At 67.7% G+C, this 14,646-nt stretch carries 14 protein-coding genes; 5 read left to right on the forward strand and 9 right to left on the reverse strand.

Features of this window, described 5'->3' with window-relative positions:
- Positions 1–19: 19 nt before the first annotated feature.
- A complete protein-coding gene (locus VZC37_RS01165; RefSeq protein ID WP_330430588.1) occupies positions 20–502 on the reverse strand; it encodes an ArsI/CadI family heavy metal resistance metalloenzyme in 483 nt (160 codons plus the stop codon).
- A gap of 100 nt (positions 503–602) precedes the next feature.
- On the opposite strand from VZC37_RS01165, the gene VZC37_RS01170 reads away from it, so the two are divergent.
- Positions 603–965, forward strand: a complete 363-nt coding sequence (locus VZC37_RS01170) for an Rv2640c family ArsR-like transcriptional regulator (RefSeq protein WP_330430589.1) — start codon at positions 603–605, stop codon at positions 963–965.
- A 196-nt stretch (positions 966–1,161) separates the two neighbouring features.
- On the opposite strand, the gene VZC37_RS01175 is transcribed toward VZC37_RS01170, so the two are convergent.
- The 5 genes from VZC37_RS01175 to VZC37_RS01195 all read right to left on the reverse strand — a co-directional run bounded on the left by VZC37_RS01175 (position 1,162) and on the right by VZC37_RS01195 (position 7,511).
- The gene (locus tag VZC37_RS01175; protein WP_330430590.1) at positions 1,162–2,163 is read right to left on the reverse strand and encodes a L,D-transpeptidase family protein; all 1,002 of its coding nucleotides are present in this window, start codon (positions 2,161–2,163) and stop codon (positions 1,162–1,164) included.
- Between the two features lie 250 nt (positions 2,164–2,413).
- A complete protein-coding gene (gene phoH2, locus VZC37_RS01180) occupies positions 2,414–3,712 on the reverse strand; it encodes an RNA 5'-3' helicase PhoH2 (protein WP_330430591.1) in 1,299 nt (432 codons plus the stop codon).
- Positions 3,713–3,977: 265 nt separating this feature from the next.
- On the reverse strand, positions 3,978–4,862 hold the full coding sequence (locus VZC37_RS01185) for an acyl-ACP desaturase (RefSeq protein ID WP_330430592.1): 885 nt from the start codon (positions 4,860–4,862) through the stop codon (positions 3,978–3,980).
- 97 nt (positions 4,863–4,959) lie between these two features.
- Entirely contained in the window at positions 4,960–6,237 is a 1,278-nt protein-coding gene (gene glyA, locus VZC37_RS01190) for a serine hydroxymethyltransferase (protein ID WP_330431666.1), read from the reverse strand.
- A gap of 26 nt (positions 6,238–6,263) precedes the next feature.
- Positions 6,264–7,511 (reverse strand): DUF885 domain-containing protein, encoded by a 1,248-nt coding sequence (locus tag VZC37_RS01195; RefSeq protein ID WP_330430593.1) that lies wholly within the window; start codon positions 7,509–7,511, stop codon positions 6,264–6,266.
- Positions 7,512–7,563: 52 nt separating this feature from the next.
- Here VZC37_RS01195 and coaA point away from each other — a divergent pair, with 52 nt between their 5' ends.
- Positions 7,564–8,505, forward strand: a complete 942-nt coding sequence (gene coaA / locus VZC37_RS01200) for a type I pantothenate kinase (RefSeq protein WP_330430594.1) — start codon at positions 7,564–7,566, stop codon at positions 8,503–8,505.
- Between the two features lie 9 nt (positions 8,506–8,514).
- Here coaA and VZC37_RS01205 read toward each other — a convergent pair whose 3' ends face one another.
- Together VZC37_RS01205 and VZC37_RS01210 are read right to left on the reverse strand one after the other, a co-directional pair.
- Complete coding sequence (locus tag VZC37_RS01205) at positions 8,515–8,997, reverse strand: carboxymuconolactone decarboxylase family protein (RefSeq protein WP_330430595.1); 483 nt, start codon at positions 8,995–8,997, stop codon at positions 8,515–8,517.
- On the reverse strand, positions 8,994–9,749 hold the full coding sequence (locus tag VZC37_RS01210; RefSeq protein WP_330430596.1) for an SDR family oxidoreductase: 756 nt from the start codon (positions 9,747–9,749) through the stop codon (positions 8,994–8,996). The genes VZC37_RS01205 and VZC37_RS01210 overlap by 4 nt, the downstream gene beginning before the upstream one ends.
- A 78-nt stretch (positions 9,750–9,827) precedes the next feature.
- Here VZC37_RS01210 and pdxR point away from each other — a divergent pair, with 78 nt between their 5' ends.
- The gene (gene pdxR, locus VZC37_RS01215; RefSeq protein ID WP_330430597.1) at positions 9,828–11,282 is read left to right on the forward strand and encodes a MocR-like pyridoxine biosynthesis transcription factor PdxR; all 1,455 of its coding nucleotides are present in this window, start codon (positions 9,828–9,830) and stop codon (positions 11,280–11,282) included.
- Positions 11,283–11,346: 64 nt separating this feature from the next.
- Here pdxR and VZC37_RS01220 read toward each other — a convergent pair whose 3' ends face one another.
- Positions 11,347–12,129, reverse strand: coding sequence for an isoprenyl transferase (locus VZC37_RS01220; protein WP_330430598.1), 783 nt, complete (start codon positions 12,127–12,129; stop codon positions 11,347–11,349).
- 53 nt (positions 12,130–12,182) lie between these two features.
- On the opposite strand from VZC37_RS01220, the gene trhA reads away from it, so the two are divergent.
- On the forward strand, positions 12,183–12,848 hold the full coding sequence (gene trhA, locus VZC37_RS01225) for a PAQR family membrane homeostasis protein TrhA (RefSeq protein ID WP_330431667.1): 666 nt from the start codon (positions 12,183–12,185) through the stop codon (positions 12,846–12,848).
- Between the two features lie 105 nt (positions 12,849–12,953).
- Entirely contained in the window at positions 12,954–14,567 is a 1,614-nt protein-coding gene (locus tag VZC37_RS01230; RefSeq protein WP_330430600.1) for an alkaline phosphatase D family protein, read from the forward strand.
- Positions 14,568–14,646: the final 79 nt, after the last annotated feature.

Consider the following 14,646-nt stretch of genomic DNA (forward strand, 5'->3'; position numbering starts at 1 on the left):
GAACCCGAGCGGCGGCTCGTCAGCAGCAGGCTGTGCGCGCCTCGGCCGGGTCTGCGCTGCCGCCGCAGCACACCGAACCCTGTTCGGCGTCCTCAATCGTGTTCTGTTCCAACAATTTCGGGCTGGTCGCGAACGTCTCGGAATCAGCGAGCACGGTGTAGACCTCCCACTTCTCGTTCGCCGGGCCGGTCACCCACACCTTGTCCTGCGTCGCGAAACAACAGGTCGAGTTGATCTCCTCCTGGGTGAACAGACCCTCCCCGGACAACCGGGCGATCTCGGCGTGCACCTTCTCGCTGGATTCGACCTCGACACCGAGGTGATTGATGGTGCCGCCCTGACCCGGATTCTCCAGCAGCACCAACTTCAGTGGCGGCTCGACGACTGCGAAGTTGGCGTACCCCGGCTTGCGTTTGGCCGGGGTGGTGTTGAACAGCTTGGAGTAGAACTCGATTGCGGTATCGAGATCATCAACGTTGAGCGCGAGCTGCATGCGGGACATGACCATCACCTTCACCTGTGAGACATATATCGAACTTTGGTTACCCATGCAGGTTGCCTACCTTTTCGACATATGTCAAGTCTCAGGGTAGGGTCGGGTCATGCCGAAGACCTTGCCGATGGTCGACATCAGTGCCCCGATCTGCTGCGCGCCGGTGTCAGCGGCCCCGCTCGATGACGACACCGCGCTGGAAATCGCGTTGCGGCTCAAGGCTCTTGCCGATCCCGTGCGCATCAAGCTCGTGTCGATCCTGCTCGCTGATAGCGGTGACGGGATCTGCACCTGCGACCTCGCAACCGCGGTCGGTCTCACCGAGGCGACGACCAGTCATCACCTGGGTCAGCTCCGCAAGGCCGGCATGGTCACCCCTGACCGCCGGGGGATGAACGTCTATTACCGCGCACGACCGGACTCACTAGAAGCCCTGCGCAACGTCCTCAGCGTCACCACCGGGTGCTGCTGAATCGGCGCCGGTGGGTGACGACACGAACTGGGAGGCGTTCTCGACACCGGAGCTGGAGTGCATCCATTCGACTCTGATCGGGGCAATGCGCACGCGGTGCTGACGAGGGCGAGGAACGCGCCGATGTCGAAACGGGGACCGGCCCACACGCCGGTCCCCGCCTCTCGCTCGCGGGCGCTGCGCCCGCCTCGAACTGCTACGTCGTCAACAGCGACGGGATCAGGGTGACGAGCTGATTGAGCAGCTGCGTCAGCGACTCGGCTCCGGGTATGCCAGTGGCGCTCGGCGCGCCCGATTGAGGCGCAGAGGTGCCCGGTGTAGATGTGCCCGGTGTAGATGTACTGGGAGTGGTCGAGTTCGGTGCGGACGACTCCGGCACCGAGCCTCCCGGCGCGGACTCCGCCGGCCCCGCCTGGTTCACGCCGATGGCGATCTTCGGGTTCTTCGCCGGGTCCAGCCAGGTCAGGACCTTCCGCATCGCATCCCGCTCGATGGCGACGCAACCCATGGTCGGCTGGTTGTTGGTGACGTGCAAGAACATCGCGGTCGCCTTGCCCGGGATCCGTTCCGGGTTGTGCGCGATGTTGACGGCGTAATCGTAGACCGGGCCGGAGTCGTACAGGTTCTCACTGTCGCCGCCGGGACTCTGTGGTTGCCGCACCATCGTGTTGTAGGTCGGGGACTTCATGTTCGAGTCCCACCAGTCCTGCCGGTCGACCTGCTTGTACGGCATCTTGGTCCCGGGATTCGCCTGACGTCCGAAGGCCTGGTCGAGGTCGAATGTGCCCTCGGGAGTGCGGTACACGTTGTCCTTGGGCTCGCCCATCCCGAGCGACCCGAGGAACGCCTTGGTGGGCCCGATGACCGGCTTCCACGCGTTGTCGTCGCCGCGCTCGAAGGCGGTCAGGGTCGCGGTCGTGTCACTCGCGCGCGGTGCGGTGACCACGATCATCTGGCTGCTGTCGGCCTCCGCGCTACCCGAGCCGCCCAATCCGAGATTTCCCGCAAGGGAGTTCAGCAGGTTGTCGAGCATCGGGATGCCGGTCTCCGGCACCGCCGAGCCGCCAGGCGCCGCTGGTGTCGTGGGAGCGGTCGGCGTGGTCGACGGTGACGTTGTTCCGGGTGCGGCGAGTGCGTTGCCGGCACCGCCGGCGACTGCGGCCAACACCGCGATCGCCAGTAGTCCCACTAACCTCATTCGCCTCATCAGTAACTTCAGCACCACCCCAGTGTGCCAGGAGGTGCCAACTCGTGAGTCTCGTGGGGATCACGGTGCGGTTGTGATCGGATCACTGCCGGACCCGTTGGTGAGTCGGCGGGGTATATACGGCGACCGCGCACTCGCGGCGCTGCCGGTCATGCTCGACCAGCGATGTGGTGCGATACATGCGCGGCAACGCGACGAGTGCGCGGTTGTCGACGAATCGGTCGGCAGACGCCGGCGCGGTCTATGCGCCCGGCGCGAACTCCTCGAGCATGTCGGTGACCAGAGCCGCGATCGGGGAGCGCTCGCTGCGGGTCAGCGTGACATGTGCGAACAGCGGATGCCCCTTGAGCTTCTCGATCACCGCCGCGACACCGTCATGCCGGCCGACGCGGAGATTGTCCCGCTGGGCCACATCGTGGGTCAGCACCACTCGGGAACCCGCGCCGAGCCGCGACAACACGGTCAGCAGGACGTTGCGTTCCAGGGACTGGGCCTCGTCGACGATCACGAACGAGTCGTGCAGCGACCGCCCGCGGATGTGGGTGAGCGGCAGCACCTCGAGCATTCCGCGACTCAGCACCTCCTCGATGACCTCCGGCGACGCCAGCCCTTCGAGGGTGTCGAAGACCGCCTGCGCCCACGGGCCCATCTTTTCCGCCTCGCCGCCGGGCAGGTAGCCGAGTTGCTGCCCGCCGACCGCATACAGCGGCCGGAACACGACCACCTTGCGTTGGGTGCGGCGTTCCAGTACCGCTTCGAGCCCCGCGCAGAGGGCGAGCGCCGACTTTCCGGTGCCGGCCTTGCCGCCCAGCGACACGATGCCGACGCTTTCGTCGAGGAGCAGGTCGAGGGCGACCCGCTGTTCCGCCGATCGCCCGTGCAGCCCGAATGCCTCGCGATCACCGCGGACGAGTTGCACACGCTTGTCCGCATTGACCCGTCCGAGCGCACTCGAGGAATGGCCGAGCAGCCGGATTCCGGTGTGGCACGGCAGTTCTCGGGCGTCGTCGATGTCGGCCACGCCCTCGGCGAAGAGGCTGTCGATGGTGGTGCTCTCCACGTCCAGCTCGGTCATGCCCGACCATCCGGAGACCACCACGTCCTGAGCGTGGTACTCGTCTGCGTCGAGACCGACCGCGCCGGCCTTCACGCGCAGCGGTGTGTCCTTCGAGACCAGCGTGACGTTGCTGCCCTCGGCCCGAAGATTCAAGGCGCAGGCCAGGATTCGCGCATCGTTCGTGTCCGTGCGGAAGCCCGCCGGAAGGACCGCGGGGTCGGTGTGGTTGAGCTCCACCTGGAGGGTGCCGCCGTCATCACCGATCGGGAACGGCACATCGAGTCGACCGTGCTCGAGACGGAGGTCATCGAGCAACCGGAGCGCCTCACGTGCGAACCAGCCGAGTTCGTGGTGGTGACGTTTGCCCTCGAGTTCGCTGATGACGACCAGCGGCAAGACCACATGGTGTTCAGCGAAACGCGTGACCGCCCAGGGGTCGGACAGCAGGACGGAGGTGTCGAGGACGTAGGTGCGTGTGGTCACGTAGGGCTCCTACGTTTGTGCGGGCCCCGCACAAACCAGTTGCGACGACCGGCTGGTTCTTGCCCGTCCCGGCTGGTCAGCCGAGGTGGACGAGGACCGGGGCCGGTCCCCTCGCGTTGCTGGTGCAAACCACGAATCGAACCTCCCGAACGAACCGCTTCCCCGCGGTCCGTCACACGCCAAAGTACGCCGACACACCCCTTTCCGGCGCGCCGGAAAGGGGTGTGTCGGCGTGAATTGTGCGTTAACGCAGGTTGCGCGGCGACTACGTCGCGCTCGTGGAGCCGGCCCGCGTGAGGATGCGCAGACGTGCGGCTTCGGCGTCGGGGCCGAGCCCCTGCACAGAGTCGAGCTTGAGCTGATCGGCGATCGCCGCGGCGACGGCGGTACGGGTCTCGTCGGTCTCGTACCCGGCGATGAGCTCGCGTTCGGCGTCGAAGTCGGCGATGTCGTGGCCGATGTCCTCGGTGTCCAGGCGAGCCACGGCACGGTCCACGGCCAGAACGGTGCTCTCCGGATCGGCGACGAGTCCGGCGTTGAGGAAGGCGCCGAATGTGGTGGCCTGGAGCGCGTCGTCGGCGGCGATCTTGCCGAGGATCTGCTGGAACGCGTCGTCGGTCACCACATCGCGCACCTTCTCGGTGAACGCGACGCACTGGTTCTCGTGCACCGCCATCAACGCGAGCACATCGAGCGGGCCGAGTTCGGCGACCTCCTCGGTGTGCTGGCGATAGCCGGCGGTGACGTGGATACGACGCCGTTCCTCCGAGTCGACCGGATCGATGGCGCGTGTGACGACCAGGTAGTCACGCAGCACGATCGCATGGCGATTGTCCTCGGCGGTCCACACGCCCACGAGCTGGCGCCAGTCGGAGAACGCCGGGAAGTGCTTGGCCAGCACACGATGGAAGGACGGCAGATTGTCCTTGGTGAGCAGCAGGGCCAGGACACCCGCACGGGCCTCATCGGAGATCGTGGCCTGCGACGGATCCCAGTCCTCGCCGCCCAGGAACGCGAAGTTCCGACCGAGATCCCACGGCACCCAGTCGTGCGGGTTCCACGCAGTGGCTGCCGCTTGGTGATCCTCGGCGATCTCCGGAAGCGCCTTCTCGAGCGCGATGATCAGCTCATCGGTGGTCAATGCGTTCACCGGAGCAAGGATAGAGAACCGACGGGCGCTCTGGCCATCCGGGTACGCGCGAATCCCGCGGGTACGTCAGGCTTGTCCGGTTCCCGGGCCACCCGCGTCACACGCGACTCATCAGGCCCCACTCCTCCAGGCCGTCGTAGAGCGGGAAGTCGAGAGCCAGCGCGGACACCCGGCCACGCAGTGCCGAAACGTCCGCATCGGAACCGGCGGCCAGGGCCGTCGCGATGATGTCGGCGACCTCGGTGAACTCGGTGTCACCGAAGCCACGGGTGGCCAGTGCGGGCGTGCCGATCCGCAGCCCCGAGGTGACCATCGGCGGGCGCGGATCGAACGGTACGGCGTTGCGGTTGACGGTGATGCCGATCTGGTGGAGCAGATCCTCGGCCTGCTGTCCGTCCAATTGGCTGTTGCGCAGGTCCACCAGCACCAGGTGCACGTCGGTGCCGCCGGTGAGCACCGACACCCCGGCCTTCTCCACGTCGGCGCCGGTGAGGCGTTCGGCGAGGAGTCGGGCGCCCGACAGGGTGCGTCGCTGGCGTTCGGCGAACTCGTCGGTGCCGGCGATCTTGAGTGCGACGGCCTTGCCGGCGATCGCATGCATCAGGGGTCCGCCCTGCTGCCCGGGGAACACCGCGGAGTTAAGCTTCTTCGCCCACTCCTGTTTGGCGAGGATGAGGCCCGAACGCGGTCCGCCGAGCGTCTTGTGCACGGTCGTCGACACCACGTCGGAGTACGGCACCGGCGACGGGTGCTCGCCCGCGGCCACCAGGCCCGCGAAATGGGCCATGTCCGTCCACAGCAGCGCACCGACCTCGTCGGCGATCGACCGGAAGGCCTCGAAATCGAGGGTGCGCGGATACGCGGACCAGCCTGCACAGATGACCTTCGGCCGAGACGCCAGCGCGATCTTGCGCACCTCGTCCATGTCGATGCGGAAGTCCTCTTTGCTCACACCGTAGGACTCGATCTCGTACAGCTTGCCGGAGAAATTGAGCCGCATCCCGTGGGTGAGATGCCCGCCGTGCGCGAGGTCGAGCCCGAGCATCTTGTCGCCCGGGTTCATCAGGGCCATCAGCACCGCGGCATTGGCCTGGGCGCCCGAGTGTGGCTGCACGTTGGCGAAGTCTGCGCCGAAGAGGCTCTTGGCACGGTCACGAGCGATGTCCTCGACGACGTCGACGTACTCGCATCCGCCGTAGTAGCGACGGCCCGGATAGCCTTCCGCGTACTTGTTGGTGAGCACACTGCCCTGCGCCTGCAGCACGGCCCGCGGAACGAAATTCTCGGAGGCGATCATCTCGAGGGTGTCACGCTGTCGGCTCAGTTCACCGTTCATCGCCGCGGCGACATCCGGGTCCAGTTCGGCCAGCGACATCGAATTCAGGCTCATGGGTGACAAGTCTATGGTCCGGGCCGCGCAGCCCCGAGTTCGGCTCTCAACTGGGCCGGGGTCAGCGGTTCGTCGAGTAGACGCCCGAATCGACCGAGACGTTCGGGCGCGGGCACCGAGTCGAGCCACTCCCCGAGGAGCCGATAACCCTCGACGTAGGTGGAGATGTAGGCGCGCCACAACGGTGATGTCAGGAACCGCAGCATCTGGCGGGCCCGTTCCGGTGTCGCGAGCAGCCACTGCTGCAGGAATTCGGCGACCGTACCGGCGTCCGCGTGTCGGTCGTGCAGCAGCAGAGCCGCGTCCTGGCGGACACCGAGCAGACCGCTCGATGCCCGCGCCATCCGCTGGGCGCGCTCGCCGTCGAAGCGCAGGCCCAGATCCGCGTAGATCTCCTGTGCCCACACCCCCCAGTCGTCGCCGATCGCGGCCACGAGGGCGTGGTCGGCCAGCCCCTCGGCCATCAGGCACTGCGGGGTGTTCACGAGGAAGATCGTCTGTTCCTGCTGCCCGCCGCCGACCAGGATCTGCTCCTTGCGGCAGTGCTCGGTGTGATGCCCCGGGTAGGCCTCGTGCGCGATGAGGTGCGGCAGTGTCGACATGTATTGCGTGAGATCGACATTGATCGCCACTCGGGATCGGTAGTCACCTAGGTAATAGTTGAAGCCGGACCAGGGCTTGTCCGTGACGACCTCGAAATCGACGATCTCTCGATCTGGCAGCGGGTACGTCGACCGGACCCGTTCGCGCAGCGCCCCGGTGAACGCCCGCACGCAGTCGTCGACCTGTTCGGGCGGGATCTCGTCGGAACGCCGATGGTTCACGTATGCCTCGGCGAGCGCCGCACCGGACGCGCCGGGAACCCCCAGCTCGACCGCCATCGCGGCATGGGCCTCGCGGTAGACCTGCTGATCGCCCAGCGCGATGTCGACGTCGAAGTAGCTGCGCACCTCGTCGACGAACGCGATGTCGTCTCCGGCGAACTTGCGCGCCGAGCACTCCATCGCGGACAGATGCGCCCGCAGGAACTCGGATCGCGCCGGACCGAGCTCGGCGGGGATGTCGGCGCGCAGTCCCCGAGCACGGTCGGCCAGGGCGGCGGGTTCGGGCGCCGGACCGTTGACGACCTCGGCACGAAGGGCGGGGTCGCCCGTGTACGCATCGACGAACCCCTCTTCGAGACGGTCGAACGCGAGACCGAGCCGCAGATACTCCGTGATCGGCGACGACGTGGCAGTGGAGATGCTCGGAGGGGACATGATCGGAGGCTACCGGCGGTCGACGAATTCGTCCGACCTAAGCTGTAGGACCATGGCACGCGACACGACCGGGCGCGATCCCAGTCTGTACCTGGAGCTCGACCGTCGGCAGTGGCGTGACCTGCGTGAATCCATGCCGATGGTGCTGACGGATTCCGAACTGCAACAACTCGTCGGTCTCGGCGAGCAGGTCGACCTCGACGAGGTCGCCGACGTGTACCTGCCGCTGTCGCGTCTCATCCATCTCCAGATCGCGGCACGCCAACGACTGTTCGCCGCGACCTCGACCTTCCTCGGCGAGCGCCAGACCAATCGACAGGTCCCGTTCATCATCGGCATCGCGGGCAGTGTGGCCGTCGGCAAATCGACCACCGCGCGTGTGCTCGCCGCGCTCCTGGCCCGGTGGGAGTCGCACCCCAAGGTCGATCTCGTCACCACCGACGGCTTCCTGCTCCCGACCTCCGAACTCGAGCGTCGGGGAATCATGCACCGCAAGGGTTTTCCGGAGTCCTACGACCGGCGCGCGCTGCTCCGGTTCGTCACCGAGGTCAAGTCGGGCGCACGTGAGGTCACCGCCCCGGTGTACTCGCACATCGCCTACGACATCGTGCCGGACGTGAAACAGTATGTGCGCCAACCCGACATCCTCATCCTCGAGGGACTCAACGTCCTGCAGACGGGTCCGACGCTGATGGTGTCGGACCTGTTCGACTTCTCGGTGTACGTCGATGCGAAGACAACGGATATCGAGCAGTGGTACATCTCGCGCTTCCTGCAGATGCGCACCACGGCGTTCGCCGACCCCGATTCGCACTTCCACTACTACTCGTCACTGACCGACGCACAGGCGACCGTCGCCGCCCGCGACCTGTGGACGTCGATCAACCTGCCCAACCTGATCGAGAACATCCTGCCCACGCGGCCGCGGGCAACTCTGGTGCTACGCAAGGACGCCGACCATTCGATCAACCGGGTCCGGCTGCGCAAGTTGTGAGCTGCGCGGTCACCGGAGAACCCGCTCGTCGAGTCCGACCGGGTAGTCGCCGGCAATCGCGAGTCGGTTCCACGCGTTGATCATCACGATGACCGCCATGATCTGGCCGAGTTGCTCATCGTCGAAAACTGCTGCGGCGCGGTCGAAGACGTCGCCCGGGACACCTCGCTCGCCGAGCCGGGTCACACATTCGGCCAAGTCGAGTGCCGCTCGCTGACGGTCGGAGAACAAGTGCGGCGACTCGCGCCACACCGCGACCATGCCGACCGTAGTCGGGTCAAGGCCCGAGGCCCACGCATCCGACAGGTGCATGTGCAGACAGTAGGCGCACCCGTTGATCTGCGAGACCCGAATCCGCACCAGCTCGGCCAGATCCGGCGACACCCCCTCCGACGATGCCCGCTGCAGCGCGACCAGCGCCTTGTACACGGCCGGATTCGTCCGCGGTATCCACATCCGGGTCCGCGGCGCACCGTCGGTGGTGGCGGTCATGCCGCGTACTCGGTGTCGAGCCACTCATCGAGCGTCGTCGAGGCGACGACCGAGGGCTGCTCGGGGACGAGCGCTCCGTCGCGGATCGGCGCACCGCCGAAGTTGATGGCGACCACCCATTTCGGTGAACCCGACCGTCGTGCAACGGCTTTGCCGACGTCGGCCAGATCCAGAACGTCCGGCCCGGCGACCTCCACCTCGCCGGCCGGGGCCGCCACGGCCACGTCGGCGAGAGCGACCGCGGCATCGTTGACCGAGAGCGGCCGGCAGCGCATGTGCGGCACGGCGGACAGGGGACCGATACGGAGGGTTCCCATCAGCTGCTCGGCGAGTTCGAAGAACTGCGCCGACCGCACGATCGTCAGGCGGTCGGCGGCCACGGTCGCGCGGTAGGCGTCTTCTTGCGCCGCCTTGCCCTGGTAGTAGCCGAACTTCGCGTTGACCGCCGGGTCCGCCGCATTGATGATCGACAGGCAGACCACATGCGCGACGCCGGCCTTCGTGGCCGCGTCGCCGACGTTCCGCGCGACCGTTCCGAAGAAGTCGATCGCCTTCTTCGCGCTGGTGGTGGTGACGTTCATACTGTCCACCACCACATCGGCGCCGGCGAACGCCTCCGCCAGTCCGGTGCCCTCGTAGGCGTCGACCCCGCTCGCGCGGTTGGCCGCGACGACGTCGATCCCTCTCTCCCGCAAGCGATCCACGAGCACCGCACCGATCACCCCGGTTGCCCCCAGCACCACCACTCGCATGACATCTTCCTTCTGTCGTTGTGTCCGTGACTGTCACGATATGCGCGAATTGCACCACGAAAGTGGTTCAATCAGAACATGACAAAGAGTGTCAATCCCGATCCGTGGGAGCAGGTGGCCCGACGCCTCGGTGTCGACCTCTACCTGGACCTGCAGCCCGATCCGGGCGACGGGCCGCGCGGGCGGGGCGGACGGCGTCGACGCTCTCTGGCCGAATCCCTCCGCGAGGCCATCAGCGACGGGCGGCTGACCGCGGGCACCCGCCTACCGCCCTACCGGTCGCTGGCCGCGGATCTCGGTCTCGCACGCGGCACGGTGGCGGCGGTCTATCAGGAGTTGATCGCGGAAGGATGGCTCGTCGCACGCCAGGGATCGGGCACGCGGGTCGCCGACACCCCACGCCCGGGTTCGGTCTCACCCACCCCAGCGGGCTCGACGCCGGGCGCACCGCACCACGATTTCGGCCTGGGGCAACCGAATCCCTCGCTGTTCCCGCGCGCGGCGTGGATCGCCGCGACCCGTCGGGTGATCACCGAGGCCCCGGACACGGCGTTCGGGCCGGGGAATCCCCAGGGCAGTCTGCGTCTGCGCCAGGCCCTCACCGGCTACCTCGCCCGCGCACGTGGCGTACGCACCGACCCCGATCACATCGTGCTGACGACATCGGTGATGGGCGCCCTGGGGTTGCTGTCGCGCACCGTGTTCGGCGATGTCCTGGCCGTCGAAGGCCTGGGTCTGCCGTTTCATCGACAGGTGGTGGAGCGAGACGGGACACGCACCGTCCCACTGCCACTCGACCGCGACGGCGCAGACGTGGGCCGGTTGTCCGCCAACACCTCCGCGGTGCTGTTGACACCGAGTCACCAGTTCCCCACCGGATTCCCGTTGTCGCCCACGCGGCGCGCCGAGGTGATGGAGTGGGCGCGCGCCCACGACGGACTCGTCGTCGAAGACGACTACGACGGTGAACTCCGTTACGACCGGGAACCGGTGGGCGCGCTTCAGGCACTCGGCCCGGATGAGGTGATCTACACCGGCTCGGTGAGCAAGAGCATGTCCCCCGCGCTACGCATCGCGTGGCTGGTCCTCCCACCACGGCTGGTCGACACGGTGCGAAATGCGAAGGGGCCGCGCGAATCCGATGCGAGCATCGTCGACCAACTGATCCTGGCGGACATGATCGAGTCCGGTGCGTACGACCGGCACATCCGACGCAGTCGCCAGTACTACCGCCGGCGGCGCGACCACCTCACCGACCGCCTGGCCGCCGCCGGCATCACCGTCCCGGGGATCGCCGCCGGTCTGCACGCGGTCATCCCGCTGTCGGCGGACACCGAACAGGAAGTGTTCACCGACGCGTGGCGACGCGGATTCGCACTCGCCTCGCTCTCGCTGTACCGCCACCCCGCGGCGCAACCCGCAACATCCGGGGACGGCGGGCTCGTCGTGGGATTCGGCACACCTCCGGCGTCGACGTTCCACGCGGACGTCGAGGCACTCATGCAGCTGATCGCCGACCATCACCCGCGCTGACGGGGTCCGAGCCGAACCCTGACCGCGCTCCGCGCTACTTCTCCAACCCTGACCGCGCTCCGCGCTACTTGCCGAACCGGCGGCTGCGGGCGGCATAGTCACGCAGCGCCCGGAGGAAATCGACCCGCCGGAACTCCGGCCAGTACGCGTCGGTGAACCAGATCTCCGAGTAGGCGCTCTGCCAGAGCAGGAATCCCGACAGGCGCTGTTCACCCGAGGTGCGGATGACGAGATCCGGATCTGGCTGACCCTTCGTGTACAGGTTGCGGTCGATGGCGTCGACGGTGACCGCGTCGATCATCTGCTCGCCGCCCGCGCCCGACTCCAGACTCTCGCGCAGCAGCGATTGCACCGCGTCCACGATCTCCTGGCGGCCGCCGTATCCGACCGCGACGTTGACGTTCATCCCGACCCGGTCACGAGTGCGCTCGGATGCCGTGCCCAAACGTTCGGCCACCGGGGCGGGCAACTGTCCCAGGTCACCGACGACACGCACCCGCCAGTCGCCGGACGGGCCGGAGATCTCGTCGACGATGGCCGGGACGATCTCCATCAGGGCGTCGAGTTCGTCGGAGGCGCGACTGAGATTCTCGGTCGACAGCAGGTAGATGGTGACCGTGGAGATGTCGAGTTCGGAACACCAGCTCAGCATCTCGGCGATCCGCTGCGCACCGACACGATGCCCATGGCTGACGTCCTCGAACCCCGCCTCACGCGCCCAGCGCCGGTTCCCGTCGCAGATGATCGCGACATGGCGCGGCAGGCGCGTGGTGTCCATCAGCTGGATGAGCCGTCGCTCGTACACGCTGAGCATGGGACGACGGAGCCGATCGGGAAGAAGTTTCATCGCTGCCTGATCTTATCCGCTCAGAAACTTACGGTACCGTAGGTTTCGTGACCATCCTGGGGGAAGAGACCTCGACGCTGTCCCCGCCGCGACTGCGGGGCGTGATCCACCAGTACGCGGCGTGCGCTGCGGTCTGCGCCGGGATCGCCGTGATCATCGGGGCCGCCGTACTGCGCGGACCGGGTGCCGCCGCGGCATGTGCGGTGTATGCCGTCACCACGTTCGGCGTGTTCGCGGTGAGTGCGAGTTATCACCGCATCTCCTGGCGGACTCCGCGGGCACGCGTTCGGATGAAACGTGCCGACCACTCGATGATCTTCCTGTTCATCGCCGGCACATATACGCCGTTCTGTGTGCTGGCCCTGCCGGCAGGCGTTCGTTGGTGGGTGCTCGGCATCGTGTGGGCCGGAGCCCTCGGCGGCGTCATGCTCAAGATCGCGTGGCCCGGGTCTCCCCGGTGGCTGGGGGTGGCGCTGTATGTGCTGCTCGGGTGGGTGATCATCGCCGTCGCACCCGCATTGGTCGCCGAGGTCGGTTGGACCGTCATCGTCCTGCTCGCACTCGGCGGGATCTTCTACACCGTCGGGGGCGTCCTGTACGCGGCCCGCTGGCCGAATCCGTGGCCGCACACCTTCGGCCACCACGAGGTCTTCCATGCCTGCACGGCCGTGGCCGCGGCGCTGCACTACGCGGCGGTCTGGCTGGTCCTGGCCGGCTGATCCCCTGCCGGACGGCGGGGACCCCGGCCGTCTCTTCACCAACCCATCACGTGTCGGACAACCGGCCGTGGCGGCCCGGACAGTCGACATTGATCGGCTGTCGACATGCCCAGCTCGTCGCCGGACATCGTGGTCACCCCGGACCGGGGAATCCGGGTCGGCATCACCCGGAGGCGGTTTCTCAGCTGGACCGGCGCCGCCGCGGCGCTGGCATTCACCCCCGGACTGCTCGCCGACACCACCGCGTCGTCCGGGGCCATGCGGCCCGGGGGCGACCTGTTCGGTCTCGGGGTGGCGTCGGGTGATCCGCTGCCCGACGGTGTGATCCTGTGGACCCGGCTGGCACCGAACCCGCTGGCCCGCGGCAGCGGGATGGGAGCGGACATAGTCGACGTCGACTGGGAGGTGGCCGCCGACGAGTCGATGCGGCGGACCGTCCGATGGGGGCGGGCCCGGGCCACGCCCGCTGCGGGCCACACTGTGCACGTCGACGTGCGCGGACTCGCTCCGGCCCGCGAATACTTCTACCGCTTCACCGCCGGTGGTGCGCGGTCGGCGGTCGGCCGGACCGTCACCGCGCCCGTCGGCGCCGCGACGTCGATGACTTTTGCGCACGCGTCGTGCCAGTCGTGGGCCGACGGGTTCTACGTCGCCTACGCGGACATGGCGGCGCACGCCCCGGATGTGGTGTTCCACCTCGGCGACTACATCTACGAGAAGCCCATCCACCGCGGCGGCGGGGCACGGGAGACGGCCGAGATGCCCGAGTCGGCGGCCCGCGAGTGCCTCGACCTCGACGACTACCGCGACCGCTACGCGCTCTACAAACTCGATCCGCACCTGCAGGCCATCCACCGGACCAGCCCGTTCGTCTGCGCCTTCGACGACCACGAGGTCGACAACAACTGGGCCGCGACGATTCCCGAAGACGGGATGCCGGTGCCCGACTTCCTGGTCCGCCGCGCGCATGCACTCCGGGCATGGTGGGAGAACACGCCGGTGCGGCTCACGCCGCGCACGCCCGGCGCCGACATCCGCGCCTACCGACGTTTCCGCTACGGCACCCTCGCCGAGTTCAACGTCCTGGACACCCGAAGTCACCGCACCGACCAGCCCAACGGCGACGGCGACACCGCCCAGAACACCGCCACCGCCGACCGCCGCCACACCATCCTGGGGTCCACGCAGGAGCGTTGGCTGCTCGACGGCTTCGATCGCAGCCCGGCACGCTGGAACGTGCTCGCCCACCAGACCACGATTGCCGACCTGGCCCGCGACGACGACGGGGTGCGCGCGGTGAGCATGGACGGGTGGAGTGGCTACGAGGCGTCGCGGACGCGGGTGCTGGAAGGCGCCCGCGACCGCGGGGTGTCGAACCTCGTGTCGGTCGTCGGCGATATCCACCGCAACGTGGTCGCCGACCTCCGCACCACCTATCGGAACGAGTCCCCGACCCTCGGTGTGGAACTCGCGGCCACGTCCATCGCCTCCGGCGGGGATGGCGAGGACAGCGACAGATCCGACCGGGCACTCAAGGCCGCCTCGCCGCACGTCCGGTTCGGCAACGCCCAGCGCGGCTACGTTCTCAATCGGGTCCGCCCGGATCGCTGGGAGGCCGAGTTCCGGGTCGCCGACTCGATCCGCTCCCCCGACGAATCGCTCCACACCCGGGCGGTGGTGACCATCGCCCACGACCAGCCGGACGTCGACGTCGTCTGATCGGACACCCCTACTGCCGACGGCGGCACCGTGCTGCGGACAGCAGCACACCACACCATCGGCGCCCGGGCCGGATGAT

This window comes from Gordonia sesuvii, assembly GCF_036350415.1.
Lineage (GTDB): Bacteria > Actinomycetota > Actinomycetes > Mycobacteriales > Mycobacteriaceae > Gordonia > Gordonia sesuvii.

What these genes read in the sequence shown, in the direction of transcription:
- VZC37_RS01165 (WP_330430588.1), bottom strand. Translation starts at nt 502, where the DNA reads ATGTCCCGCATGCAGCTCGCGCTCAACGTTGATGATCTCGATACCGCA.
- VZC37_RS01170 (WP_330430589.1), top strand. Translation starts at nt 603, where the DNA reads ATGCCGAAGACCTTGCCGATGGTCGACATCAGTGCCCCGATCTGCTGC.
- VZC37_RS01175 (WP_330430590.1), bottom strand. Translation starts at nt 2,163, where the DNA reads ATGAGGTTAGTGGGACTACTGGCGATCGCGGTGTTGGCCGCAGTCGCC.
- glyA (WP_330431666.1), bottom strand. Translation starts at nt 6,237, where the DNA reads ATGTCGCTGGCCGAACTGGACCCGGATGTCGCCGCGGCGATGAACGGT.
- VZC37_RS01195 (WP_330430593.1), bottom strand. Translation starts at nt 7,511, where the DNA reads ATGTCCCCTCCGAGCATCTCCACTGCCACGTCGTCGCCGATCACGGAG.
- coaA (WP_330430594.1), top strand. Translation starts at nt 7,564, where the DNA reads ATGGCACGCGACACGACCGGGCGCGATCCCAGTCTGTACCTGGAGCTC.
- VZC37_RS01205 (WP_330430595.1), bottom strand. Translation starts at nt 8,997, where the DNA reads ATGACCGCCACCACCGACGGTGCGCCGCGGACCCGGATGTGGATACCG.
- VZC37_RS01210 (WP_330430596.1), bottom strand. Translation starts at nt 9,749, where the DNA reads ATGCGAGTGGTGGTGCTGGGGGCAACCGGGGTGATCGGTGCGGTGCTC.
- pdxR (WP_330430597.1), top strand. Translation starts at nt 9,828, where the DNA reads ATGACAAAGAGTGTCAATCCCGATCCGTGGGAGCAGGTGGCCCGACGC.
- VZC37_RS01220 (WP_330430598.1), bottom strand. Translation starts at nt 12,129, where the DNA reads ATGAAACTTCTTCCCGATCGGCTCCGTCGTCCCATGCTCAGCGTGTAC.
- VZC37_RS01230 (WP_330430600.1), top strand. Translation starts at nt 12,954, where the DNA reads ATGCCCAGCTCGTCGCCGGACATCGTGGTCACCCCGGACCGGGGAATC.